Genomic DNA, 25913 nt, shown 5'->3' on the forward strand with positions numbered 1-25913 from the left:
AATCAATTGGCGCGCTTTCGCGCACCCGCACTCGCGAGCCGTGTACCCGGCGCGGGGAGCGGATCGTCGGGCGGCACCATGAACGTGCGCAGCACGCCCGAAGCCACCTTGTTGAAGATCGGGGTCGCTACGGCGCCGCCGAAGCGGCTGCCCTTTTTCGGTTCGTCGATCATGATGGCCACAATGAAACGCGGCTGCGTGGCGGGAACGATCCCGACGAAACTTGCCACCGTGTCGCGCACGTAACGACCGTCCTTCACCTTGTTGGCCGTACCCGTTTTGCCCGCCACCGTGTAGCCCGGCACGCTGATGCGCGTCGCGGTGCCGCCGCGGCGCACCGTATTCATCATCATCGCGCGCATGAGTCGCATTGTCTCGGGCTTAAAGACCTGCTCGCCCTTGACCGCTTCGCCGGGCTTACGCTTCATCAGCGTCAAATTGATCACGTCGCCCTCGCGCGCAATGGCCGTATACGCGCGAACGAGCTGCAGGAGCGAAACCGTGACGCCGTGCCCGTAGGAAATCGTCGCCTGCTCGATCGGGCGCCAGGATTTCGCTGGACGCAGGCGCCCCGCGGTCGCGCCGGGAAAGCCGATATCGGGCGCACGCCCGAAGCCGAGCGCCGTGTACATGTCCCACAAGGTCTGCGGGGACATTTCGAGCGCGATCTTGACGGTACCGATGTTGGAGGACTTCGAGACGATCTCCGAAACGGTCAAAAGCCCGTAGTCGTGCACGTCGCCGATCGTGCGGTCGCCGATCGTAAGTTTGCCCGGCGCCGTCTGTATCGTCGTGAACGGCCGCACGATACCAAGATCAAGCGCCTTGGCGATCGCAAAGGGCTTCATGGTCGAGCCGGGCTCAAACTGGTCGGTGATGACGCGGTTGCGCGTGCGATCGAAGACCATCGTCGAGCGATCGTTCGGGTCGTACGTGGGCGCGTTCGCAAGCGCAAGGATTTCGCCCGTTTCGATGTCGGCAACGACCACGGCGCCAGCGAGCGCTTCACTTTTTTCCATCTGCTCGCCGAGCGCCTTGTAGGCAATGAACTGCACGCGCGAATCGATCGAGAGCGTCACGTCGCGCCCGGGCACGGCTTCCTTGGCCCAGACGTCGTCGACGATGCGCCCGAGCCGGTCGCGGATGACGCGGCGCGCACCGGGTGCGCCGGCCAAAAGTTTGTCGCAGGAGAGCTCGACGCCTTCCTGCCCCCGGTCGTTCCAGCCGGTGTAGCCCACAACGTGCGCCATGACGGGGCCGTCGGGATATTCGCGAAGCACCTCGGGCGTGATGCCGATCCCGGGAATCGCGAGCGCGCGAACGGCCTCTGCGGTCGTCACGTCCTTTTGACGGGCGAGATAGACGAAATTTTTTTGTTCGTTCTTGCGGATTTTGTCGCGAATCGTTGCATAGGGCACCTCGAGCACTTTGGCAAGCGCCTCAAGTTCGCTGCGCGTTGCTTTCTTCGCGAAGGCCGGGTCCGCCCAGATGCTGCGAACGGGCTGCGATGACGCAAGCACGACGCCGTTGCGGTCGAGAATCTCGCCGCGCACGCCCGCAATCGTGAGCGTGCGCGCGTAGCGCGCCTCACCTTGTCCCTTCAAAAAGTCGGACGAGAAGAGCTGCAGCCAGAGCGCACGCCCTGCGAGGGCAAGAAACCCGAGCGAAATACAGCCCATCGCGATATAGGTGCGCCGCGGCGGGATCGGAATAACAAGAAGAGGACTCGCCGCTTCACGCGGCTCGGCCTTTTTGGCCGCACGGTCGCGGCGAATGACTTCGACCACCGCACGCCAGACGGCCGCGGCGATCTCCTTGAGAAGTGAAAGGGGCGAACTCATCGCGCACCCTCCGAGCGGCCGGCGGCGCTTTTTTGCTTGACGCCCTGCCCGCCAGCTGCGTCGTTCGACTTGGCCGCACCGACGGTTTCACCCGCAGGGGTTTCGGGCACGAGACGCGCCGCGGTCTCTTCCGCGTAGGCGATGCCACCCGCGTCATCGATCACAAGCGTATAGGTCACGGCACCCGTTGCTCCCTCAAGTCCGTAGGCTTGCGCGCTCGACGAGATAACGCCGGGGAGCGCCGCGCGGCGCACCTTCATCTGGAGCTCGGCTTGATCGTCAAGCAGACGGCGCGAGATGCCGACCTCGTGCTCGTGCGTCACGAAGAGCAGTCGAGCGCGGTAGTGGAGCTCGACGAGCGCGAGGGCGCTGACGAATAAAATCGCTCCGAGGAACGCCACCGCAACGAGTTCGGCACGGGAGACGCTTCGCATCCGAACGCCTCCGACTAGCGCTGTCGACTCGAAGCAGACTTCGCGCCCGATGCGGGCGCGGCGTCCGTCGCGCGCCACGGCTCGGCCGTTCGCGCGGCCGCGCGCAGCACGGCCGAGCGCGCACGCGGATTGGCTTCGCACTCGGCCTTGCTCGGCAGGATGCGTTCTGGCGCCTCAAAGAGCGGCTTCGGCAGCTGCTCGACAGGGATCGGCAAACGCGGATCGATGGCGCGCTCGGGGTGCGCCGTACGCTCGAAGAAGCGCTTGACGATGCGGTCTTCGAGCGAATGGAAAGCGATAACGGCCAAGCGCCCGCCGGGCAGCAGGAGCGAGCCCGCAGCTTCGAGCGCGCTCGAAAGTTCGTCAAGTTCGCCGTTCACCTGAATGCGCACGGCCTGAAAAGTACGCGTGGCGGGGTGCTGCACCGCATCGCGGCGGTTGCGCGGCACGACGCGCTCGACGAGCGACGCGAGCGCTTTGGTGGTTTCAATGGGCGACTTTTCGCGCTCGGCAACGATCGCGCGGGCAATTTTCCCGGCAAAGCGCTCTTCGCCGTAATCGGCAAGAACGCGCACGATGTCGCCCTCGGGCGCACGCGCGAGCCACTCGGCCGCGGTCTCGCCGCGCGTCGTATCCATACGCATGTCCAAAGGACCGTCAAAGCGGAAGGAGAAGCCGCGGGAGGCGTCGTCAATCTGCGGCGAGGAGACGCCGATATCGAGAAAGACGCCGTTCACGGCCGTGACGCCGATCTCGCCCAACGCTTCGCGCATGTGCGAAAAAGGCGCGTGAATGATTTGAAAGCGCGGATCCCGAATGTCGGCCGCGGCCTTCACCGCTTCCGGATCTCGGTCGAACGCAATCAGGCGCCCTTTCTCGGAGAGCATCGAAAGGATGCGGCGGCTGTGGCCGCCTCGGCCGAACGTCCCGTCCACGTAGAGCCCGTCGGCATCGGTGACGAGTGCGCGCGGCGCCTCGACGCCCAAAACCGAGAGATGAACGAACGCTTCAGTCATGGCAAATCTGCTCTCCGCAAGAGTCGCGGCCCCGGGGAGGACCGTCAGAAAGTAAAGTCGGCCGTCTCGAGCGGCACATTGAAAGCCTCGGCCTGCATCGCCTCATACGCTTCGCGCGGCCAGAGCTCGAGATGGGCGCCGAGCCCGATCAGCACGGCGTTTCGTTCGATGCCGGCGAGCGTACGCAGATCGGCGGGCACCAAAAGGCGCGCCGCACGGTCGGCCGCAATCGTTCGGGCGCTGCCGAGCACAAGCCGCACGAAGGCGCGCGCCGAATAGGGAAGCGCCGCGAGCTTTTCGCGCTTGATGCGCCAGACCGACTCGGGATAGACGACAAGGCACCCGTCGGGGTGGCGCGTGAGCACGACCGTGCCCGGCGTCGAGCCGGTGTCGGACGTTTGCTCGGAGCCCAAAAGCGCATCGCGAAAGAGCGCCGGCACGGCGAACCGTCCCTTTGCATCAAGCGTCACGAGCGCCGTTCCCTCGAAAGCGGGCATCATTGAAAGTGCCTCTGCCGCAGTGGTCTTGCGGATATTTTCCGATCATCGAAGAAGCGTCGGCGCGAGTCTTTCTCGCCGCTGCCGCTAAAACCCACATTTTCCCACAAATGCAGGCCGCACGAGCGTGGGGAGCGGCTCCCGACGAATCGATTCGTGAAGATTTTTTGCGGCGGCGCACCCGCATCGACCGGCCCCGAAGACACGACAACGCAAGCGTGCACTTCTCTGGAAAGGCACGCAGGAAATGAACCCGAGGAAAAGACGCGGCAGAGCTGTGCGCAGAACGCCCGAAAACCGCAAAAGTAGGAAGAGCAAAAAGAAAAGCCGCGGTCTCGGCGCAAAGACGAGAGAGAGAAAGGATGTTGCAGCGGGACCTCCCCTATAAGCCGGATTCTGTTTCGTCGGGAGCCCGACGACGGCGATCATTCTTCTAGGACGACGCTCGCGCGCCGCCTCAAGCCATCTACCCGCAGCCGAAACCGGGCCGGTCCGTGTGGCTGCCTATTTGATGTTGCTCCCCGTAGAGATTGCCCGTTTCACCCGATCCGAAGACCGACTCGTCTCTGTTGCTCTAATCCGCGCCTCACGGCGGAGAGGCGTTACCTCCTACGGTGCCCTGCGGAGTCCGGACTTTCCTCCCGCAGCCCGAAGGCTGCCGACGATCGCCCGGAGAACTCCCGCTGCAGGAGCGCTACTTTATAGAAGCGCCCGAGGACTTTCAAGCGCGAGGCGTCGCCTTCGTCGCACCCAGGGTGCCGCCGACGCCGTCAACGCCTCGTCAAAGAAGCGATTCTTCGTTTGTGGGAAAATGATGGGCCAATTCGACGCATCGGACCGGCCACTCGGCCGCGAAGTCCGTGCGCACCAACCTTTCGTCAAAATGAATCGCACCAAACTCCCGCTCCTGGCCGCGAGCGGCGCCGCTCTTCTTTTTGCGGGCTGCGCCCAAGCGTCCGCACTCTCCGACGCGCTCGAAGCCGTCATCGACACGACGCCCGCAGGCCTCGCCAAGTCCTCCGCCTCGCGCCCGGGCGACTGGGCCTCGTTCTGGTCGGACACCAAAGAAGGCGCCCGCTACATCATGGAAAACGGCAGCGACCTCTGGGTCGTGCCGACCTTCACCAACCACCCGGCGTGGAATTGGGACAATCGCAGCGAAGAAAACGCCTATCCCTTCGGCATGGGGCTCGCCCGCCAAGTGATTGACGATCGCGGCAACGAGCGCATGTTCTTTCTCGTGAGCTTTGTCGACTCGAACTACCGTGTCGAGCCGATGGTGGGCTACTCGTGGGTGGCGCGCTGGCCGATCGGCAACACGGGGCTGCACTGGGGTGCGGGCTACTTGGCCGGCATCACGATGCGAGGCGACTACATGTGGCTGCCCTGCCCGCTGCCGCTGCCGGTCGTGAAGGTGGGGACCGACACCGTCTCCTTCTACACGACGTACATTCCGTTTACGAACGTCTTCTTCATGTACACGTCGATCGCGATCGACAACGCGGGTTCGCGCAAGATGCCGCTTTCGGCCGAGAGCCCCTGGGTGAAGACGCCGAACCTCCTCTACGGCAGCTGGGGGTGGCGCTACGTCGACAACGGCGAAGAAGAGTCGCCGAATACGGTCAAGAACGACTCGGTTTGGGGTGTGGGCTTGCGCCACTACTCGGGGCGCAGCTGGCAGACGGACCTGCGCTACAAGAAGGGTTCGCACGACGTGAAGGTCCCGGGCAGCAAGGACATGTCGCTCGACATCGAGACCTACTCGCTCACGATCGCCTACAACATCGATGTCGCCAAGACCTTCCGTCTCTTTGCGGGCGGCGGCTTCGGCGTTTCGCACGCCGAGTCGGACGCGGGCTCCGACTGGAATGTGCACCCCGCACTCACCATGGGCTTCACGTGGGCGGCGACCGATCTCATCCACATCACTGGCAGCATGGATACGAACATCTCGCGCTTTAAGGGCGTCGTCGACGGGCGCGACAACGACTACGTGCTGAAGGGCATGCCCACTGAATTCACGCTGAGTGTCGGTCTGGCTTTCTGACCGGGCTCGCAAGGAATCTCGCTTGAACGCCGCACCGCACGCTTCGTGCGGGTGCGGCGTTCCCGCATTTTGCGCGCAATAATTTTCCCTTCACCGTAAGCCCGTAAAATGCCGCATATTTCGCAAGCTCGCCGTCTGCGGTTTTCCACAGCGAGCACCTTTTCGAGAAAACAGAGCAAAAGCCGAACACGCTAGTGTCACTAGACTATTCGGATTTTCGAAAGACTAGCGAACCGACTTTTTCACACACTTCCCAACAAAATCCGACCAACCGGCGGGCCGATGCGCCCGCGCGTCACTTGCGGCTCGTTCCCGACGAACCGCGAGCGGCATCGCCGGCCTCGGCAGCGACAAAACTGGAGTCACAAGATGGATCTCAACCAGAGCCTTTTCGACCGTGCGCAGGAACTGATCCCGGGCGGCGTCAATTCGCCCGTGCGCGCTTTCCGTTCCGTCGGCGGCGCGCCGCGCTTCATCGAACGCGCCAAGGGTCCCTACATGTGGGACGTCGAAGGCAAGGCCTTCATCGACTACGTACTCAGCTGGGGTCCGATGATCCTCGGACACAACAACCCCGAAGTGGTCGACGCCGTCAAGGCCGCCGTCGACAACGGTCTCTCCTTTGGCGCGGCGACCGAAGGCGAAGTGCGCATCGCACAGGAAATCGTGAAGCTCGTGCCTTCGATCGAAGAGGTCCGCCTCGTCTCCTCGGGCACCGAAGCGGGAATGTCGGCCATCCGCCTCGCACGCGGCTACACGGGCCGCAACAAGATCATCAAGTTCGAAGGCTGCTACCACGGCCACTCCGACTCGCTTCTCGTGAAGGCGGGCTCCGGGCTCCTCACCTTCGGCAATCCCTCGTCGGCGGGCGTTCCTGCTTCCGTTACGGAACACACGCTCGTGCTCGAATACAACAACCCGCAACAGCTTGAAGACGCCTTCCGTCAGTGGGGCGACGACATTGCATGCGTGATCGTCGAAGCGTTCGCGGGCAACATGAATCTCGTGCGCGGCACGCAGGAATTTATCGACACGATGCGCCGCCTCTGCACCGAACACGGCGCGCTTCTCATCGTTGACGAAGTGATGACGGGCTTCCGCGTGGCCCTGGGCGGCGCGCAGTCGCTCTTTAACGTCACGCCCGACATCACGATGCTCGGCAAGGTGATCGGCGGCGGCATGCCCGTTGCCGCCTTCGGCGGGCGCCGCGACATCATGGAAAAGGTCGCGCCCTGCGGTCCGGTCTACCAGGCGGGCACGCTCTCTGGCAACCCCGTTGCCGTGGCAAGCGGCCTCGCGACGCTGCGTCTCATCCAGACGCCGGGCTTTTACGAAAAGCTCGGCAGTCAGACTGAAAAACTCATCGCGGGCCTCACGGCCGCCGCGCGCGAAGCGGGCATCGAAAACTTCTGCGGCGACAGCGTGGGCGGCATGTTCGGCATCTACTGCCTGCCCGAGCAGCCCAAGGGCTTTGCCGACGTAATGAAGGCCGACCAGGCGCTCTTCAACAGCTTCTTCCACGGCATGCTCGAGCGCGGTGTCTATTTCGCGCCCTCGACCTTCGAAGCCGGGTTTGTTTCGATCACGCACGACGATGCGGTGATCGAAAAGACGATCGAAGCGGCTCGCGAAACGTTCGCCGACATCGCCAAGCACTAATCCCTTGAGAGAGCTTTTATGAAGACGTACGGTCTCAGCATGCCGCGCGCCCTCGGTTCACTTTTGAAGAACGCGCACTCGGCAGCGAAAGACGCCGCTCGGGCGCTACTCGCGTTCGGCACGGCGCTCGCCCTAGGCGCGGGCGTCGCCGCGCCTGCCGCTGCGGCGCCTTCTGGCGACGGGTGGCTCTCGGCGATCGACGCAGCCAAGGGTGCGGCATCCGGCCAACGAACGGAGCCGCGCCACGTGCGCGTGCGCCTTGCGGCCGAAAACGATGCGTTGACGCCGCAGGCGGAGAACCGCTTGGCCGTCGTCTTCGAGCACGAGGCGGGCTGGCACACCTACTGGAAGAATCCGGGCGAAGCGGGGCTGCCCCCGGAATTCACCTTTACGCTGCCGCCGGGCTTCAAAGCCACGGCGCCCGCATTCCCGCTCCCCGAGCGGCTCCTCACAGGCAACATCACGAGCTTTGGCTACGGGGGTGAAACCGCGTTCCCGCTTCGCGTCGAGATCCCGCGCTCGGCGGGCACCTCGGGAAGCGTTCGTATTCGGCTGCACGTCGATTATCTCGCCTGCCGCGACATGTGCGTGCCGGAATCGGCCGACGCGGAGTTGCGGCTGCCGCTGCGCGTTTCCGCCAAGCCCGGTCCCGATGCCGCCCTGATCGGCGAGGCGCTCAAACGCATTCCCGAAACGCCCGCGAGCGCCGAGTCGCTACGCGCCGTGATCGACGGCACGAAGATCCGCATCGACGAGCTCGCGGGCCTGCCCGTGAAGCGTTCGCTCGACTTCTTCCCGAGCGAACGCAACGTCGTCAACTACGCCGAAGCCCCCGTTTTCGAAACGCGGGCCGCAGCGTTGAGCGAAGCCGACGGACAGTCGTCCTCGGCTGACGTAACGCTTGAGCGCGCCGCGGCGAGTTCGCTCTATATCGCCGCGCACGAAAAGTTCGCCAACGCGCCTACGGAAGCCATTGAAGGCATTCTCGTCGCCGACGGCGGCCCCGCCGCTGGCGGCTGGGCGATCGAAGCGTCGATTCCGCTTGAAGCGGGCGAGATCGTGCCGCCTGCGGCGCCTCGAAGTGCCGCGGCTTCAAGCGACGCAGGCGCGGGCGCTGCTTTTGCAGATCGCGGCGCCTGTGCGGCGCAGTCCCTCACGACGCTCTCGGCGCTCGTCTTCGCCTTCGCGGGGGGCCTCATTCTCAATCTGATGCCGTGCGTCTTCCCGGTGCTTTCTTTGAAGCTCCTGCAGCTCATCGGCGGCGCGCAACGCGGCGAACGCCTCCTCGGGCACGGTCTCGCCTTCACGTCGGGCTCCGTCCTCACGATGGCCGTGCTCTCGGGCGTGCTTCTCGCACTTCGCGCGATGGGGGGCGCCCTCGGCTGGGGCTTTCAGCTGCAGTCGCCCTGGGTGGTGGCGCTTCTCATTCTGCTCTTTGGCGCCATCACGATGAACCTCGCAGGGCTCTTCGAGTTCACTGCTGGGTCGCGCGTTGCCGACGCCAAAGTGCTGCGCGACGCACCGAAGACGGGCTTGGCAAGCTCGTTCCTCACGGGCGTACTCGCCGTCATTGTCGCGAGCCCCTGTACGGCACCCTTTATGGGAGCGGCTTTGGGCTACGCACTCACGCAGCCCGCCATTGAGGCGCTTCTCGTCTTCGTGGCGCTCGGGCTAGGGATGTCGATGCCGTGGTTGCTCCTTTGCGTCTTCCCGCAGTGGGCCAAGCGCCTTCCCAAGCCCGGTCCCTGGATGGAAACCTTCCGCAAAATCATGGCCGTTCCGATGGCCGCAGCCGTCATCTGGCTCGGCTGGGTGCTCAGCAAGCAGGTCGACTTCTTCGGCATGCTTGTGGTCGTCTGCGGTCTCGGTGCGACAGCCGTCTTCTGCTGGCTCCTCGGACGCGAGCAGTGGGGGCTCGGGCGCAACCGCCCGGTCATGGCTGCCATGGCGATTCTCGCGGCGGCTTCCGTCGCGGCGGCGAACCTCGAGATGTTCGTGCGTGCGGACCGCACCGTTGCCGAGGGCTGGCAGCCTTGGAGCGAAGCGGCCGTCGAATCCGCACTCGCGCAGGGCCGACCGGTCTTTGTCGACTTCACGGCCGCGTGGTGCGTTACGTGTCAGGCCAACAAGCTTGCCGCACTGGAGCGCGACGAAGTTGTCGAACGCTTCAACGAACTCGGCTACGTGCGCCTCATGGGCGACTGGACGAACCGCGATCCCGCGATCACATCGGTTCTCGAAGCGTTCGGCCGCAGCGGCGTGCCACTCTACCTCATCTACCGCCCGGGCGGCGGTGTTGAGGTGCTCCCCGAGCTTCTAACACCCTCGATCGTGCTCGAGGCGATCGGGAAAAAGTAAAAGCGCTCGCCAAGAAAAACGGCGTCCGGTTCGGACGCCGTTTTTCGTTGGCGGCAATCGCTCTCAGCGGGAGGCGGGCAGTTCATACACCCAGTCGATCACCCGGTCGAGAAACGGAATCCCGCGAGCGACGCTTTTAGCGCCGTGCACACTCGCATAAATCGCGTAGCGCTCGCCCGCACGCGTCTGCACGTAGCCGCCGATCGCTCGCACGTCGTTCAAGAACCCCGTTTTGATGCGCCCGTGCGCGACGGCCGTCTTGCGCCGGACCATGGTGCCGTCCTCGCCGGAAATCGGAAGCGATGCGGCAAATTCCGGCCAGTACGGTCCTTGCCAGCCTGCGGCGAGAATCTCGCTCATGACGCGGCCCGTCACGCGCGTCTCGCGCGAAAGCCCCGAACCGTTCTCGATGTAGACGGCCTTCTCGTCAATGCCTCGCTCGCGCAGCCACTCGGCCACAACCGTGCGGGCGTCTTCGAGGGTCGTGCCGCGCGGGAATTCCTTGAGTTCAACCGCCTTGGGCGACGCGTTCTTGCTGGCGGCGGCCTTCCCGGCGTTCGCAGCTTTCTCGGATTTGGCCGCTTTTTCTTCGGCGGCTTCGGCTTTTCGAGCCGCCTCTTCCTCTTCTTTCACCTTCTTTTGGCCGAGCGTGAGAAAGACGTGCCGGGCCATGGTGTTGTTGGACCATTTATTAATGAGGGGGAGCACTTCGGAGAGCGAAGGCGACATGCGCGTAAAGAGCCGCTCAGCCGATTCGGGCACGCGTCCCTCGACGACGCGCCCCTTCCACGTGCGACCGTCCTTTTCCCAAAGTGCGCGGAAAACGCGCTCGAAGTATTCGTCAGCCTCGAACGCAATCACGTTGTAGACCTTCGGACCGCATGCGCGCGGCAGTCCCCCGTTGAAGACGACGCGCTTGGCGCCTGTTTTCTCCGTGCGCAGCTTGAAGCCCAACTTCGTTTTCCAGTCGCCGCACCCGCCTTTGGTGAGCTTCACGGTTTTCGGCAGCCGCACGCCCGCCATCGGCGGTAGCGCGACAACGCGCGCTACGCCCGCTTCGCGATCGGGCACGAGTTCGAGCGAGAGGTTGCGGTAGTTGAGCAGCGCCGCATCGGGTCCGAGGTTGTAGGGGCGAGAGCTTCTGCCGTCAAAGGCGCTCTCGTCGATCGGCGGCACGTTGAAGTACGAGCGATCGACAACGAGATTGCCCGTGATGTGCTTGACGCCGAGCTGTGCGAGCTTGTCGACCTGAAGTGCAAAGTCTTCGATCACAAGCGTCGGGTCGCCGCCGCCTCGTACATAGATGTTGCCCTTGAGCCGCCCTTTGGCGTCCGGTTCGGCATCGGCAAAAAAACGCGTGTACCAGTGAAAGCCCGCGCCGAGCGTCTCGAGTCCGACAAGCGTCGTCACGAGCTTCGCGGTCGAAGCGGGCCGCACGCTGCGCTCGGCATTAAGTCCGTAGCGCAGCGGCAGCGTCGAGACGTTCGAGCGGCCCGACGCGTCGAGCCTCACGCCTTCGAGCGGCATCACGGCAATCACGACATCGTCAAGATCGACCTTGTAGCGCTTGGCAGCGCCCGCAATCGCTTCGGGCACACTCGAGACGGCCTTTGCCGTCTTGGCGACACTTTCGCTCGGCTTGGGCTGCGCCGCCGCAGGGCTTGCAGCCCAGAGCGTGAAGCACGCCGCGCAAAGCGCGGCGCCAAGAGCACGCATCGGCGTGCTCTGCTTTAGGAATCGTGCTGAAGATGCTCTCACGGGCTCACCCTCGAAGGAAAAAAAAAGAAAATGCACCACACTTTTTCTGCGGACTTCTTTTGATGATACCTCCAACGGAAAAGCGAGCTCCGCACTACGACGCCGTCTTTATTTCACGCAATTACGTCGTCTCTAAACGCTTTTTCGCGCCTTTTTGCCGCCTTTTGACAGACTTTCGGCCCTGCTTCGACAAGCGCCTCCGTCACTGAAAACAATCGAAATATTTTTTTGCCTGACGCTCTTGAAAAAAATTGGGCCCGTCCCCATATGGGGAGTATGCATGGCGAAAGCGCCGCGAAGTCGGGTCGGATGCCCGCTCGCAGCTGCGCCTTCGGCCGGTTTTTTCTTCGTCCGCCTCCCGATTCGGCGGCCCCAGGAAGGGCACCCGCGGAGACGGCAACCAAGTTTGTTGATTGGAGATATCTGAGATGCAGATCCGTCCTTTGCATGACCGCGTCATCATCAAGCGCCTTGAAGCCGAAACGACGACCGCCTTCGGCATCGTCATTCCCGACGCCGCCGGTGAAAAGCCCGATCAGGGCGAAGTCATCGCCGTGGGTCCGGGCAAGCGCGATGAAGCCGGCCGCATCATCACGCCCGACGTCAAGGTCGGCGACCGCGTGATCTTCGGCAAGTACTCCGGCCAGACCGTCAAGGTCGACGGTGAAGAGCTTCTCGTCATGCGCGAAGAAGACATCATGGGCGTTCTCGAATAATCGCCTTTGATTTCGCGCACACAATTTCCGATACGAATTTACTGATTAAGGATTGAAGAAAATGGCTGCTAAGCAGGTTCTCTTTGGTGACGACGCCCGCTCCAAGATGGTTCGCGGCATCAATGTTCTCGCCGATGCCGTCAAGGTCACGCTCGGTCCGAAGGGCCGCAACGTCGTGCTCGAACGCGCCTTCGGCGGTCCGACCGTCACGAAGGACGGCGTTTCGGTCGCCAAGGAAATCGAACTCAAGGACAAGTTCGAAAACATGGGCGCCGCGATGGTTCGCGAAGTCGCTTCGAAGACGAGCGACAACGCCGGCGACGGCACGACGACCGCTACGGTGCTCGCGCAGGCCATCGTTGACGAAGGCATGAAGTTTGTTGCCGCCGGCATGAACCCGATGGATCTCAAGCGCGGCATCGACAAGGCTGTTGCCGCCGCCATCGAAGAGCTCAAGCTCCTCTCGAAGCCGACGACCACGAACAAGGAAATCGCTCAGGTGGGCGCCATCTCCGCGAACTCCGACCATGAAATCGGCGAAATCATCTCTGAAGCCATGGACAAGGTGGGCAAGGAAGGCGTGATCACGGTCGAAGACGGCAAGAGCCTCAAGAACGAACTCGAAGTCGTCGAAGGCATGCAGTTCGACCGCGGCTATCTCTCGCCCTACTTCATCAACCAGCCCGAAAAGCAGGCTGCCGTTCTCGAAAATCCGTTTGTTCTTCTGCACGACAAGAAGATCAGCAACATTCGCGAACTGCTCCCGATCCTCGAACAGGTTGCCAAAGCCGCTCGTCCGCTGCTCATCATCGCTGAAGACATCGACGGCGAAGCGCTCGCCACGCTCGTGGTGAACTCGATCCGCGGCATCCTCAAGGTCTGCGCCGTCAAGGCGCCGGGCTTCGGTGACCGCCGCACCGCCATGCTTGAAGACATCGCCATCCTCACGGGCGGCACGGTGATCACGAGCACGGTCGGCCTCTCGCTCGAAAAGGCTACGCTCGCCGAACTCGGCTCGGCCAAGAAGATCGAAGTCTCGAAGGAAAACACGACGATCATCGACGGCGCCGGCTCTGCCGAGGCCATCGAAAACCGCGTGAAGAACATCCGCACGCAGATCGAAGCCGCCACGAGCGACTACGACCGTGAAAAGCTTCAGGAACGCGTTGCCAAGCTCGCCGGCGGCGTTGCGCTCATCAAGGTGGGTGCTGCGACCGAAGTCGAAATGAAGGAAAAGAAGGCCCGCGTCGAAGACGCGCTGCACGCCACGCGCGCTGCCGTTGAAGAAGGCATCGTCCCGGGCGGCGGCGTTGCGCTCATCCGCGCCAAGCTCGCCATCAAGGACCTCAAGGGCGCCAACGACGAACAGAACGCCGGCATCAAGATCGTGCTGCGCGCGATGGAAGAGCCGCTGCGCCAGATCGTCGCCAACGCCGGCGACGAACCGAGCGTCGTTGTGAACAACGTCGCCAACGGTGAAGGCAACTACGGCTACAACGCCCAGACGGGCGAATACGGCGACCTCGTCGAAATGGGCGTTCTCGACCCGACGAAGGTTACCCGCACGGCGCTGCAGAACGCGGCCTCCGTCGCCTCGCTCATCCTCACGACCGACTGCATGGTGGCCGACTTCCCCGTTGAAGAAAAGGCCCCGGCCGGCATGGATGCCATGGGCGGCATGGGCGGCATGATGTAATCTTCGCCGCTTCTTGGCTTCAAGCATGCGCCAGGCGCTTTAACGAGCGCCGACGCATGCAGGAATTCAAAGGGCGTCCTCTTTTGCGGAGGACGCCCTTTTTTTGTCGAGTCTTGCTCTCGACGGGGTTCAACCTTAGAGATCGATGCCCGTCACGGACACAAACTCTTCGCGCTTCATTTCCGGAATCGGCACATAGCGACCGTTCGTCGTCTTCATCACGCCGAAGGGCACCTCACGGCCGCCCGCGCGGCGATAAATCTTCGAATTGTCCCAAACGGCCTTCTGCATATCGAAGGGAATATCCATCTTGCGCACGTCCAAGCCCCGGAAGTCCGGATCCTTGAAGTGATCGCGATGCAACTTCCAAGCCGCGATGGGGTCCTTGGCCGCGAGAATGGCCGCCCCCTGAAGCGGGCTCCAAGGGGAGAGAAGCGCCACCGGGAACCAAACGAAGTTCACTTTGTCAAAGAACGGTTCAAACTGCGCCTCTTCCCAAACGCACCAACTGCACTGGGTATCGAAAAGCATGTAGACAGTGGGCGCGTCTTTGACTTCGGAGATGCGCAGGCCCTTGCCGCCCTTTTCAAGCTCGACGAAGAGCTCTTCGAGATTGAGGTCCGTCGGCACGCGGGGTTTGGCGGGCCACTTTGACTCGTAGGCGTTCGCAAGAAGCGGTGCGCCCGAGGCGCCCGCCGCGGCCAAACCGGCCGCAAAGGCCGCACGCAGCGCGCTGCGGCGGTCCATTCGATAGTTAAAGCTCATGCTTTCCTCCCATAGAAGTCGCGGTGCATGCGCCCTGCGGGATGCCTTCGACCGCCCGAGCGAGCGCTCGGGCCGCCAAGTCCCGACGAGGACGTTTGCGTCGAGTCGGCTTTCATCGTAGCGCAATCATGCAGTCCTGTAATCAACCGATTGCGCCCGATTTCGCCTCGATCCTGCCCAATCGGCTTCGCAAAGCGCCTCAAAATGTCTGGTTCAACTGCAGGCGCTTCGGTAGAATGACGCCCGACCTCTTCGGGCTCGACCGAGTGCAGCCCTTTTGCGCGCTCGGGCCCTTGCGCTCGAGAATCGTTTCCCCGGCTTTTTATATTTTTTGACGCCATGACCTTCACCGAGATGCTTGCCGCGCGCTGGCAAAGCGCCAATTCGCTTCTTTGCGTCGGCCTCGACCCGAACCCGGCGCGCTTCCCGCTGCCCCTTCAGGGCAAGCCCGGCGCGATCTACGATTTCTGCAAAGGCATCGTCGACGCCACGGCGCACGCCGTCTGCGCCTTCAAGCCGCAGATTGCCTATTTTGCGAGCTGCGGCGCCGAGCGCGAGCTCGAAGACGTGATCGCTTACATCCACGAAAATCATCCCGGCATTCCGGTGATTCTCGACGCCAAGCGCGGCGACATCGGCTCGACGGCCGAACACTACGCGCGCGAAGCGTTTGAACGCTACAAGGCCGACTGCGTAACGCTCTCGCCCTATATGGGGTTCGACACGATCGAACCCTACCTCGCCTACCGCGACAAGGGTGCATTCATCCTCTGCCGCACCTCCAACAAGGGCGGCGACGATTTACAGATGCTCAAGATCGACGGCGAACGCCTCTACGAGCGTGTCGCGCGCCTCGTTTCCAGTGACTGGAACACAAACGGACAGCTCGGCCTCGTCGTGGGTGCAACCTATCCCCTTGAACTCGCGAGCGTTCGCAGCATTGCGCCCGACGTACCGCTCCTTGTGCCGGGTATCGGCGCGCAGGGCGGCAGCATCAACGACTGCGTCAAGGCCGGCCGTACCGAGCGCGGCGACGGCATGGTGATCAACTCGGGCCGAGCGATCATCTACGCGAGCAAGGGTGAAGATTGGCAGGAAAAAGCCAAAATCGCCGCCGAAGAAACGCGCGACGCGATCAATAGCGCCCGCCTCTAAAGCGAGCCGCTCCGGCGCTCTACGCGCCGAACAAAACGGGCGTCCCGATCCGATCGAGGGCGCCCGTTTTTCTTGAGTGCTTCGCTTACGTGCGCTCGGTGCGCTCAGAAAATCGGCACGCCGTTGGCGCGAACGCCCGCCGTCGACAATTCGAGGTGCGACTGGTAGAAGCCCGATACAAGACGCAGCGCACCGCTTTCAATAAAGGGAGCCGCCGTCTTTTCGTCGATCATTGAGGCCGGAACCGATACAGAGAGCGCACCGAGCGAGACGCCTCGATTCGGATCGAATGCGGCCGCACGGTCGCGTTCGGCGTCGCCCATGAAGGCGATGCGCCCGGCGGCTTCGGCGCGCTCGCCCTTGTGCTCGAGCGAGAGCGTTTCAAGGTTGAGCGCGAGACCGCCGCGCATGAACGCATCTTCAACGGCCTTGACGGCACCCGCCGCCAAAAGCGACTCGTCGCCGAGCGCGAGCATTGCGACCTGCAGCCCCACAAGATTGTCGGCCAAGGTCTGCGTCAAACCTTCGAGATGCAGACGCACCGCGATTCGGTCGCCGATTGCCGCATTCTCAAAGACAGGCGACTCGACGGCGCCGTCGAACGTCTGCCGCCAGCGGGCATCCGGCTTCTCACCGGCAGCGGTCTTCTGCGTTTTATCCGACATTTCGGCCTTGCCGGTCTTTTCCGCATCGGCCGCTTTCGCGAGCGTTGAAGCGAGCGCGAGCGACTTCATCGAAAAACCTTCACCCGAAATCACGCCGACGCGAAGCGAAGCTTCGCTCGGAAAGAGGGGTGCTAGGTGCTTGAGCGTTTCGGCGTCGGGTGCTGCTTTTTCTTCATAGCACAGTGCAAAGTCCTTGACGGAAAGCTGCTGCCTGCCGCCCGCACTGCACCCGAAGCCTTCTCCCGCGTAATCGAACCGCACGAAGCGGCCGTCCTTCACCGCCCCCTCGAACCGCAAGGGTTCGACCGTGCAGGTGAGCGCTCCGGGACCGGCCTTGCCGTCGGGCAGATAGTCAAACCCGGCTGTCCGCCAACGGACCGGCACCTCTTTGCGCCACGGCGCCCATTCAATTTCAAGTTCGTCGCGAAAACCCGCTACGCCCATATCCGCCAAGACGCGGCCGAGATCGCGGCGATCGTCGAGTGACGCACGCACCACGGTCCCGAAGCCGTACTCAGCTCGACCCTGCCAGCGCGCGGCAAAGTTCCCCGCGGCCTCACCGATGCGAACGGAAAACTCGGTCGAAAGGAAGTCCGACCCGGTAATGTCCGCTTCAATCGAAACCCCCTCGGGTGCGGCAGCCGCAAAATCGCGGAGCGCCGTCTCAAATGCGCGCTTTTCCGTCGCAACGAGCCCCACGCCCGCTGCTGCGGCGAGAGCAACCGCGACGACACCCCCAATGAGTTTTTTATTCATCTTTGTCCTCGCTCGTCGGATGGTCCGTGCTCAGCGTGCGCGCACCCTGATCGGCGCGCGTCACCGGGTCCGGTGCCGCCCGCTTTACCGCCGACCGGTCACGCAGCGGCTCTTCATTCGTTGGTGTCTGCTGCACTCCGCTCGCTCGATCGCGTGCCGCTTGCACGGTCTTTCGCGTCCCGGCAGCCGCGCTCGCACGCTGCTCGAGCTTGAGCGACACGCGTCCGAGCACTTTCTCGGGCGCTTTATCCGTTTTATCGGCTGCCTTGTCCGTCGCTTTCTCAGCGGTCTTAGCCGGAACCTTTGCCGCCGAGAACGAGGCCTTCGTCGACTTCACGGCCGCGTCGGCTGCGAGCGCAATGGGCTTACTGATCTTCACGAGTGCGGCCTTCACGGCGGCGCCGGGCTTCGGGCGCGAAGCAATCACCTTGTCGATGCGTCGCCCGTCCATATCGACCACTTCAAAGCGCCAACCGGACCACTCGACGATATCGCCCTCTTTGGGCATGCGCCCCAAAAGCAGCATGATCATCCCGGCGAGCGTCTGGTAGCGCCCCTCGTCTTCGAGCGGCACGCTGCGGATGTCAAGCACGTCCTTCATTTCCGGAATCGAAATGATGCCGCCCAACAGAAGCGAGCCGTCCTCGCGGCGCGTCACGCTTGCCGCTTCGGGCGTCTCGGGCTTGAATTCACCCGCAATCGCCTCGAGAAGATCGCGCGGCGTCACGAGCCCCTGCACTTCGCCGTACTCGTCAACGACGAGCGCCATGGGGCTGTCGGTCTTACGGAAATGCTCCATGAGCTCCATGCCCGTGAGCGACTCGGGTACATAGGTAGCGGGCGCCAAGTTGTTGCGGAAATTGGGCTTGCCGTTTTCGAGCATCTGCTGCATAAGAATGCGCGTCGAGCAAAAGCCTTTGACATTGTCGAGACTTCCTTCGCACACGGGCATGCGCGAGCGCTTGGAGCGGCAGATCTTTTCAATGTTGACTTCGCGGCTGTCTTCGAGATTGATCCAACTGATGTTCGCGCGCGGCGTCATGAGCGAGCCCACCTGACGATCGTCCAAATGAAAGACATTTCGCACCATGTCGCGCTCCACGGACTCGATCACGCCCGACTCTTCGCCTTCGTCGATCATGGCGTGAATTTCCTCTTCTGTAACGCCCGCGTCCTGCTTCTCATCGGCGCCGAGCCGGCGCATGATCGCGTGAGTCGAAAAGCTCAGAAGCTTCACAAAGGGCGCCGCAGCGATCGACAGGTAATGGATGGGATTGGCAATGCGGCAGGCGATGCGCTCGGGCGAGAGCTGCCCGATTCGCTTCGGGACAAGTTCGCCCAAAACGATCGAGAAGTACGTGATGAGAACAACCACGACGAGAAGCCCCACCCCCTTGGCGGTGGCGGGTGCCACGCCGAGCGCCGTCAAAAGCGACGCGACCGGTGCGGCAAGCGCCGACTCCCCGACAATGCCCGAGAGAATGCCGATCGACGTGATGCCGACCTGAATGGTCGAGAGCGCGCGCGTGGGATCGCGATTGAGTTCCTGTGCACGGGCCGCGCCCGCGACGCGATCGTCCTCAAGAAGCTGCAGGCGCGCCTTGCGGCTCGTCACGAGCGCGATTTCGCTCATGGCAAAGGCGCCGTTGAGGCCGATCAGAAAGAGAAGGATGAGTACGTCCAGCCAGCTCGACATAGTCGGTTGCCTTTTTCGAAAAGTGTGGTTGGGATCCGAAGCGACAATGGGGCTGCCCCGCAGCCATAAGTTCGGTCGATGTCGATCGGATCTCGGTCAAAATTCGCAGGGCATCCCCGCGGGATTTTCGCCCTTGATGAGTGCGATGAGCCCTTGCAGCGCAACGCGCTTGGCGCCCGCAATGACGGTGGCGCGGCTACCCGGCACGTTGATGCGGCGCGCCGCCGTCACGACCGTACCGTCAAAGAGTTTCTGCCCCCAGCCGATGCAAACGGTGCCGACAGGCGTCTCGGGCGTGCCGCCCGTGGGACCTGCAACGCCCGTGAGCGCAACGGACAAGTCGGCGGTGCTTCTTGCGGCGGCGCCGCGCGCCATCGCGTGCGCGACGGCAAGCGACACGACGCCCTCTTTTTCAATGAGTTCGGGCGGCACATCGAGCATCTCGCTTTTGGCGCGCGCCGTATAAACGACAAACCCGCGCTCGAACCACTGTGAAGCGCCCGCCACGCTCGTGATCGCCGCCGAAACGGCGCCCCCCGTGAGGCTCTCGGCCGTTGCAATCGTGTGGCGGCCTTCGAGCGCGAGGCTGCCGAGGATTTCGGCGGCAAGCGCCGCCTGCTCGTTCAAATCTGCCATTGGAAGCTGCGCGCCGGCTTGGTCGATCGTTCGCTGCGCGCCCGAAAGAATTGATGGTCGACGTTTAGCATACCTTGCATGCGGTTGCCTACGCACGCGTCAACAGGCACTCACTCGAGCATGCGAACAACACGACCGGCACGTTCGCGTCGCCCAATCAACGAAGGAACATCTCGCAAAGCCGCAGGGAGCCCCAGGCATAAAACGCCGCAAAGAGGTCGTCAACCATGACGCCGAAGCCGCCATGAATAGTGCGGTCGGCCCAAGAGCCCGGCCAGACTTTGACGATATCGAAGAAGCGAAAAGCAAAGAAGGCCGCAATCCACCAGCACCAATCGTCTGGCCCGCCCGCGCAGACGAGCCACACGGCAACAACCTCATCAAGAACGATCCCGCCGTGGTCCTCTACGCCGAGATCGCGCGCGACGTCGTTCGCAGCCCAGACGCCAAGCGCAAAGACCGCAGCCGACAGAACCGCCCAGCCGACAAATCCCCAAGGCGCCATGAAGGGCGAAAGAAGCGCATAAACGGCAACGCCCGCAGCCGTACCCCAAGTGCCCGGAGCGGGGCGAAGCGCCCCGGCACCGAAGAAAGTCGCCGCGACGTGCGAGGGCTTGGCCCAAGCAAAGCGCATCGTGAGCCGCACGCGGTTGGCGGGATTCGAGGGATCGTATTTCGAAAACAATGCTCTTCCTTTGGGGAGGCCTCTCTAGGGACCGCTTGTCAGGCGAAGTGATCGAACCCCGCCCGCTCGAAGACGACGGGGAGCCCTTGGGCGTCGCGCACCGTGAGGTTCCTCGCGCTTTGCTCTGTGATGCGGCCGATGCGCGTCACGGGCGTGCCCGTGGCGAGCCCCGCGGCCCAGATGCGTTCGGCCATGTCGGGCGCAGCCGTGAAGACAAGCTCGTAGTCGTCGCCGCCCGCGAGCGCCGCTTCGTGCTGCTTGGCGATCGTGAGCGACTTGAGCGCAAGCGAAATCGGAATCGACTCCCAGTCGATTTCGGCCGAGACGCCGGAGCGCTCGAGAATATGCCCCAAGTCCGCAAGCAGTCCATCGGAAATGTCCGCGCAGGCATGCGCGAGCGGCAGAAGTGCTTCGCCGAGCGCATTGCGCGGGGTCGGACGATCCATGCGCGCAAAGCAGGCGGCCTGCGCATCAGGCATGAGGTCCCAGTGACCCCAGCGGCACTTGAGCGCTGCGTAAGCGTCGCCCACGGTGCCCGAAACCCAGATATCGTCGCCCGGCTTGGCGCCCGCGCGCGTGAGACCCATGCCCGCGGGCAGGTCGCCCATCGCCGTGATCGAAATCGTCACGGGCGCGTGCCGCCCGTTCACTTCGGGCGTACGCGTGGTGTCGCCCCCCAAAAGCGCGCAGCCCGAGGTTTCGGCGAGTCTCATGAGACCGCGCGAAAAGTCCGCGAGCCACCCGTCGTCGCGCCGCGGCAGCCCGATCGAGAGAAAAAAGGCGCGCGCAACGGCGCCCGCTGCCGCGAGGTCCGAGAGATTGACGGCAAGCGCTTTGTAGCCCACGTCCTCGGGATCCGCATCGGGCAAAAAGTGCGTACCGAGCGCCATCATATCGGTCGTCACGGCCAAACGGCCCGCACCCGTATCGATGATCGCGCAGTCGTCGCCCACGCCCTGACTTTTCCACGCACCGAATGTTTCGTGCGTGAAAAAGCGTTCAATAATCTGGAATTCCCCTCTTTGCGCCATTTTTTTCTTCTCCTCAATCGCGCAAAAAAGGCCCTCCGCGGAGCGCTTTCGCACCGCCGGAGAGCCTCCGTTCGCTTTCCGAGCGTCCGGCTTTTGTGCCGTCGACCCAGTCAAGCGCATTAAGCCTTAGCCGCGTGATCGGCGTCGAACTCAGTCTTACGCACGGTCTGCGCGACGTGCTCGAGCACGGCGTTCGTGAAGCGGTAGCCGCTGCCGAACTGCTTGGCGAGCTCAATCGACTCATTGAGCACAACGCGGTAGGGCGTCTGCGGACATTTCATCAGCTCGTACGTGCCGAGAAAGAGAATCGCGCGCTCAACGAGCGAAACGCGCTTGAGATCGCGGTCGACAAAGGCCTTGAAGACTTCTTCAACGGCCTGCGCATCGAGGAGCACCCCCGAGAGCAGATCGTGAAAGAGCGTCTTGTCGGCGCGCTCGAAGTCCGCAGGCGAAATGTCGCTGCCTTCAAGCTCGCCGCTCTCTTCGTTGATGAGGCCCGCGAGGTGCGACTCGATTTCCGTGTAGCGCAGCGTCGGGTCGGCGATCCACTGATAGAGGCCGAGCAGCGTGAAGACGCGCGCAAGGTGTCGCGCGGAGTGCGGACGACGATGCGTCTTTTGCGTGCCGGTCATGCTCAGCGGTCCTCTTCTTCGTCGTCTTCGGGTTCGAAATCTTCGGCCGAGACGAACTCCTTGGCGAGATTGGCCATTTCGACGGCGCAGCGGGCGCAGTCGCGGCCCTTCATGTCAATGCGCTCTTCGCACTGTTCGTCGTCGTTCGTGGTAAGCACGCCGTTGGCGATCGGAATTTCGAAGTCGAGCGACACACGCATGATGCCGGCGGCCGATTCGTTCGAAACGATTTCGAAGTGATAGGTTTCACCGCGGATGACGGCGCCGAGCGCGATGAGCGCATCGTATTCGTCGGTCTGCGCGAGCTTCTGGAGCGCGAGCGGAATTTCGAGCGCCCCCGGGACCGACACCTTGGTGACGTCTTCGTCCATCACACCGAGCTTGCGCAGCTCATCCATGCAGGCCTCGTATTCGCCGCGGCCGGCGTATTCGTTGAATCGGGCGACAACAATCCCGATTCGGAGATCCGTTCCGTCGAGGGAAGTGGGAATCACATCAACAGCCATTTTTTTCTCCTCTTCGAGTCTTGCCGCGCACTTCTTCAAAACGCGCGCAGCGGCTGGAAGCATTGATTCGAGTGCCGGCACCGCACAGAAGCGCTGTTTCGCCCCGCGCCGCCACCGGCCAATTAAGCACAAACCCGCGAGCGGCGCACCGCAGTGGCGCGCCGTCGCTGAACTCTCCATTTTACCTTGAAGCCCTGAGGAATTCTCTTTCGAGCCCCCAACTTTCGGCATAAGCGCCTACGCCGCTTAGCCTCAGAGCCGCAGTCCTCGCTCGTACTGCGGGGGCACCGCGAGTCCGGGCACGGCCTTGAGGCCGAGCGCACGCGCAGCGTGCCAGCCCCAGTTGGGATCGTCGAGCATGCCGCGCCCGACATCGATGCCGTCGACCAAGCCAGCGCGAAGAATCGTTTCGGCCTGTTCGGCCTCGGTGATGCACCCGCACGCGAAGACGGGCATGTCGACGGCAGCCTTGACGCGCGCAGCAAAAGACGTTTGGTAGCCCGGCGCCTCTTCAATGCGAGCGTCCGGCACGAGTCCGCCCGTCGAGACGTCGACAAAGTCGAGACCGTGACGCTTCATGCCGTGCACGAGTTCGATCGTCTCCTCAAGCGTCCAGCCGCCCTCGACCCAATCGGTTGCCGAGACGCGCAGCCCCACGGCCGTGCGCGCGGCAACGGCGCTCTTGACGGCGTCGGCCGTCTCAAAGGCAAAGCGCGTGCGGTTTTCAAAGGCACCGCCGTACTCGTCAATGCGGGTGTTCGACAAGGGCGAAAGGAACTCGTGAATGAGGTAGCCGTGTGCCATATGAAGTTCAATGCCGTCGACGCCCGCGCGTTCGGCGCGCTTGGCGGCTTGGGCGAATGCGCGAACGAGTGCGCCGCACTCGTCGAAGTCGAGCGGCAGGGGCCTGGGGCCGTCGGCGCCGAAAGCAATGTCGCTCGGCGCGCGCACGCGCCAGCCGCCTTCGGCAATCCCAAGGGGCTTGCTGCCGAGCCAGGGCGCCGTGCGGCTCGCCTTGCGTCCGGCGTGCGAAAGCTGAATAAGAATCTTCACGCCCGGCGCGGCAGTGCGCATCGCGTCAACAACGGCAGCAATGCCCGCTTCGCACTCATCCGACCAAAGTCCGAGGTCGCCCTCGGTGATGCGCCCTTCGGGCGTCACCGCGCACGCTTCAATGCAAACGAGTCCCGCGCCCGACTGCGCGAGTCTCGCGTAATGCGCGAGGTGGAAGGGCTGAGCGACGCCGATCTTGGCGCTGTACATGCACATCGGCGGCACGGCGATGCGGTTTGCCGCCGTCACTTCGCCGAGCTTAAGCGGCGTGAAAAGCACGGGATTCATTTTGGACTGCCTCCTTGTTTTTATTCGGCTCCACACACTCGAAACGCGTCGAGATGTCCGAGCCGCAGCGACATCCATTATCCGTCCGTCCGCCGAAAAGCGCTTTTGGCGCATTGAAAAGTCGCTCGGCTTTTTCATCCCAAAGCAAAGCCCGCGGTGCGCCGAAGGCGCCGCGGGCTTTGTGTTGGCCGTCCGAAAAGAATGGAACGCTAAGAAGGCATTCGAGTCAGCGCTCGAGCCCCGTTCCTTCGGAACTTAGAAGAGCGCGTCGTCGTCGCGCAGCGACACCATGCGCTCGATGTAGCGCGCGATCGTGTCGATTTCGAGGTTGACGTTGTCCTGCGCCTTCAGGTGCTTGAGCGTCGTCACTTCAACCGTGTGCGGAATCAGGTTGATCGTGATGAGCGTGTCGAGCGCCGTGTCTTCGACCTTGTTGATTGTGAGCGAAACGCCGTTCACCGTGATCGAGCCCTTGTAGGCGAGGTAGGGCGAGAGCTTGCGCGGCGCGCGCACAACGAGGCGCCACGACTCGGCCACCTGTTCCATCGACTCGACCTGGCCCACGCCGTCGACGTGGCCGCTCACGAGGTGACCGTCGACGCGGTCGCCCAAACGCATCGCCTTCTCAAGGTTCACTTCGCCGAAGGTGTCGAGACCGGTCGTCTTCGAGAGGCTTTCGGCGGAAACGTCGACCTTGAATTCGCGCTCATTGACCTCAATGACGGTCATGCAGGCGCCGTTGACGGCGATCGAGTCGCCGACGTGCACGTCGCCGAGCCCGAGTTCGGGGGCAAGAATCGTAAGACGAACGCCGTTGCCGAGCTTCTCGGGTTCGCGAACCTTGCCGACGGCTTGAACAATACCGGTAAACATTTCTTCAGTTTCTCCTACAGATGATGCGAATATCCTTGCCGATCGTCTCGAGCGAGACGACGTGCCAGCGATGCGCGAGTCCGGGCGAAGCGGGCGGCTCAACAGCCGCGGGCCCCGCGCCTTCGCCAAAAAGACAGGGCGCCTGGTAAACAATCAATTCATCGACAAGCCCCGCGTTGAGGAAGGCCCCCGAGAGCCGCGCACCGGCTTCGAGATGCACGTCGTTGACTTCGCGTGCGGCCAATTCTATAAGGAGCGCGCGAAGATCGACGCGGCTGCTGTCGACGCGGTCGGGAAGCGTCAGAATGTCGGCCCCCGCCCGGCGCAGCGCCTCGGTGCGCGCACGCGCCTCTTCGGTCTCGAGCGCCGCACCCGCCACGATCACGGCGCCGCCCGGCGTATGAAGCATGGCCGCTTCGGGCGGCATGCGATAATGCGCGTCGACGACGACGCGAAGCGGCTGACGCACTTGGTCGGGCAGCCGCACGTTCATCTGCGGGTCGTCCGCGAGCACCGTGCCGATGCCCGTAACGACGGCACCCGCGCGTGCCCGCCAGTACTGTCCGTCCGCGCGGGCGGCTTCGCCCGTAATCCACTTTGAGCGCCCGTCGGCCAACGCCGTCCGACCGTCAAGCGTTACGGCGGTCTTCATGCGCACCCAAGGCAGTCCCCTCGTCATTCTCGAGAGAAACCCCGCGTTCATCGCCTGCGCAGCATCGGCCAGAACGCCCGAACGCGTGGGGATTCCCGCCGCTTCAAGCATGGCGAGCCCTCGGCCGCAAACCTGCGGATTGGGGTCGCCGAGCGCAGCGACGACGCGCCCGACCTTCGCTTCAATGAGCGCTTTGGCGCATGGCGGCGTTCTGCCGTAGTGCGAACAGGGCTCGAGCGTCACGTAGACGGTCGCACCCTCGACAGATTCACCCGCAGCCGCAGCCGCGCGAAGCGCCATGATTTCAGCATGCGGGCCGCCCACCTGCTGCGTGAAGCCCCGCGCGATGACGCGCCCGTCGCGCACGATGACGGCGCCCACCGACGGATTCGGGGGCGAGAGCCGCAGCGCGTGCTCGGCTTCCTTCAGGGCCAGCGCCATGAAGCGCTCGTCTTCGTCCTGCGCCACTGCGCACTCGGGCGAGAGCGTATTCTGCGC

General features: G+C 63.4%; 21 protein-coding genes, 1 other RNA gene and 1 pseudogene. 6 read left to right on the top strand and 17 right to left on the bottom strand.

All coding sequences use genetic code 11. The features are described 5' to 3' along the window. Window positions 1-2 precede the first annotated feature (2 nt). The 5 genes from H6A60_RS02280 to rnpB form a co-directional block, all read right to left on the bottom strand. Complete coding sequence (locus H6A60_RS02280) at window positions 3-1841, bottom strand: peptidoglycan D,D-transpeptidase FtsI family protein (protein ID WP_205101801.1); 1839 nt, start codon at window positions 1839-1841, stop codon at window positions 3-5. Beyond that, window positions 1838-2275 carry a hypothetical protein gene (locus tag H6A60_RS02285; RefSeq protein WP_205101802.1) on the bottom strand — a complete coding sequence of 146 codons (438 nt, stop codon included), beginning with the start codon at window positions 2273-2275 and terminating at the stop codon, window positions 1838-1840. Before H6A60_RS02285 ends, H6A60_RS02280 begins: the two co-directional genes overlap by 4 nt. Window positions 2276-2289: 14 nt before the next feature. After that, entirely contained in the window at window positions 2290-3291 is a 1002-nt protein-coding gene (gene rsmH / locus H6A60_RS02290; RefSeq protein WP_205101803.1) for a 16S rRNA (cytosine(1402)-N(4))-methyltransferase RsmH, read from the bottom strand. 44 nt (window positions 3292-3335) lie between these two features. Beyond that, the gene (locus H6A60_RS02295) at window positions 3336-3791 is read right to left on the bottom strand and encodes a division/cell wall cluster transcriptional repressor MraZ (RefSeq protein WP_239477533.1); all 456 of its coding nucleotides are present in this window, start codon (window positions 3789-3791) and stop codon (window positions 3336-3338) included. 366 nt (window positions 3792-4157) lie between these two features. Beyond that, an RNA gene (rnpB, locus tag H6A60_RS02300) (RNase P RNA component class A) lies at window positions 4158-4469 on the bottom strand. A gap of 202 nt (window positions 4470-4671) precedes the next feature. Here rnpB and H6A60_RS02305 point away from each other — a divergent pair. From H6A60_RS02305 to H6A60_RS02315, 3 genes are all read left to right on the top strand, one after another. Beyond that, window positions 4672-5835 carry an outer membrane beta-barrel protein gene (locus tag H6A60_RS02305; protein ID WP_205101804.1) on the top strand — a complete coding sequence of 388 codons (1164 nt, stop codon included), beginning with the start codon at window positions 4672-4674 and terminating at the stop codon, window positions 5833-5835. 369 nt (window positions 5836-6204) lie between these two features. Further along, window positions 6205-7494 carry a glutamate-1-semialdehyde 2,1-aminomutase gene (gene hemL / locus H6A60_RS02310; RefSeq protein ID WP_205101805.1) on the top strand — a complete coding sequence of 430 codons (1290 nt, stop codon included), beginning with the start codon at window positions 6205-6207 and terminating at the stop codon, window positions 7492-7494. Between the two features lie 18 nt (window positions 7495-7512). Beyond that, window positions 7513-9852 (top strand): protein-disulfide reductase DsbD family protein, encoded by a 2340-nt coding sequence (locus H6A60_RS02315; RefSeq protein WP_205101806.1) that lies wholly within the window; start codon window positions 7513-7515, stop codon window positions 9850-9852. A gap of 63 nt (window positions 9853-9915) precedes the next feature. Here H6A60_RS02315 and dacB read toward each other — a convergent pair whose 3' ends face one another. Beyond that, window positions 9916-11568 carry a D-alanyl-D-alanine carboxypeptidase/D-alanyl-D-alanine endopeptidase gene (gene dacB, locus H6A60_RS02320; protein WP_205101807.1) on the bottom strand — a complete coding sequence of 551 codons (1653 nt, stop codon included), beginning with the start codon at window positions 11566-11568 and terminating at the stop codon, window positions 9916-9918. A 470-nt stretch (window positions 11569-12038) separates the two neighbouring features. Here dacB and H6A60_RS02325 point away from each other — a divergent pair, with 470 nt between their 5' ends. Continuing rightward, window positions 12039-12326, top strand: coding sequence for a co-chaperone GroES (locus H6A60_RS02325; protein WP_205101808.1), 288 nt, complete (start codon window positions 12039-12041; stop codon window positions 12324-12326). 61 nt (window positions 12327-12387) lie between these two features. Continuing rightward, window positions 12388-14022 (top strand): chaperonin GroEL, encoded by a 1635-nt coding sequence (gene groL / locus H6A60_RS02330; RefSeq protein WP_205101809.1) that lies wholly within the window; start codon window positions 12388-12390, stop codon window positions 14020-14022. Between the two features lie 135 nt (window positions 14023-14157). Here the strand turns inward: groL and H6A60_RS02335 are convergent, their stop codons facing one another. Beyond that, window positions 14158-14787: a hypothetical protein gene (locus tag H6A60_RS02335; RefSeq protein ID WP_239477534.1), complete on the bottom strand. Its 630-nt coding sequence runs from the start codon at window positions 14785-14787 to the stop codon at window positions 14158-14160. A 339-nt stretch (window positions 14788-15126) separates the two neighbouring features. Here H6A60_RS02335 and pyrF point away from each other — a divergent pair, with 339 nt between their 5' ends. Beyond that, a complete protein-coding gene (gene pyrF, locus H6A60_RS02340; RefSeq protein ID WP_205101810.1) occupies window positions 15127-15942 on the top strand; it encodes an orotidine-5'-phosphate decarboxylase in 816 nt (271 codons plus the stop codon). Window positions 15943-16046: 104 nt separating this feature from the next. On the opposite strand, the gene H6A60_RS02345 is transcribed toward pyrF, so the two are convergent. From H6A60_RS02345 to ribD, 10 genes and pseudogenes are all read right to left on the bottom strand, one after another. Next, entirely contained in the window at window positions 16047-17363 is a 1317-nt protein-coding gene (locus tag H6A60_RS02345) for a hypothetical protein (protein ID WP_205101811.1), read from the bottom strand. Between the two features lie 394 nt (window positions 17364-17757). Continuing rightward, a pseudogene (locus H6A60_RS02350) lies at window positions 17758-19059 on the bottom strand (hemolysin family protein); the annotation flags it as partial. A 96-nt stretch (window positions 19060-19155) separates the two neighbouring features. Further along, window positions 19156-19686 (bottom strand): CinA family protein, encoded by a 531-nt coding sequence (locus H6A60_RS02355; RefSeq protein ID WP_439145072.1) that lies wholly within the window; start codon window positions 19684-19686, stop codon window positions 19156-19158. Window positions 19687-19852: 166 nt separating this feature from the next. Further along, on the bottom strand, window positions 19853-20380 hold the full coding sequence (locus H6A60_RS02360; protein ID WP_205101814.1) for a phosphatidylglycerophosphatase A family protein: 528 nt from the start codon (window positions 20378-20380) through the stop codon (window positions 19853-19855). 38 nt (window positions 20381-20418) lie between these two features. After that, window positions 20419-21411: a thiamine-phosphate kinase gene (gene thiL / locus H6A60_RS02365; RefSeq protein WP_205101815.1), complete on the bottom strand. Its 993-nt coding sequence runs from the start codon at window positions 21409-21411 to the stop codon at window positions 20419-20421. Window positions 21412-21530: 119 nt separating this feature from the next. Next, window positions 21531-22043 carry a transcription antitermination factor NusB gene (gene nusB, locus H6A60_RS02370; RefSeq protein ID WP_205101816.1) on the bottom strand — a complete coding sequence of 171 codons (513 nt, stop codon included), beginning with the start codon at window positions 22041-22043 and terminating at the stop codon, window positions 21531-21533. Window positions 22044-22045: 2 nt separating this feature from the next. Beyond that, window positions 22046-22549: a 6,7-dimethyl-8-ribityllumazine synthase gene (gene ribH / locus H6A60_RS02375; RefSeq protein ID WP_205101817.1), complete on the bottom strand. Its 504-nt coding sequence runs from the start codon at window positions 22547-22549 to the stop codon at window positions 22046-22048. A gap of 252 nt (window positions 22550-22801) precedes the next feature. Beyond that, complete coding sequence (locus H6A60_RS02380) at window positions 22802-23890, bottom strand: NADH:flavin oxidoreductase/NADH oxidase (protein ID WP_205101818.1); 1089 nt, start codon at window positions 23888-23890, stop codon at window positions 22802-22804. Window positions 23891-24145: 255 nt separating this feature from the next. Further along, complete coding sequence (locus tag H6A60_RS02385; protein ID WP_205101819.1) at window positions 24146-24763, bottom strand: riboflavin synthase; 618 nt, start codon at window positions 24761-24763, stop codon at window positions 24146-24148. Window positions 24764-24767: 4 nt separating this feature from the next. Further along, window positions 24768-25883 (bottom strand): bifunctional diaminohydroxyphosphoribosylaminopyrimidine deaminase/5-amino-6-(5-phosphoribosylamino)uracil reductase RibD, encoded by a 1116-nt coding sequence (gene ribD / locus H6A60_RS02390; protein WP_439145073.1) that lies wholly within the window; start codon window positions 25881-25883, stop codon window positions 24768-24770. Between the last annotated feature and the right edge of the window lie 30 nt (window positions 25884-25913).

This window comes from Sutterella massiliensis (assembly GCF_016899755.1).
GTDB lineage: Bacteria > Pseudomonadota > Gammaproteobacteria > Burkholderiales > Burkholderiaceae_F > Sutterella > Sutterella massiliensis.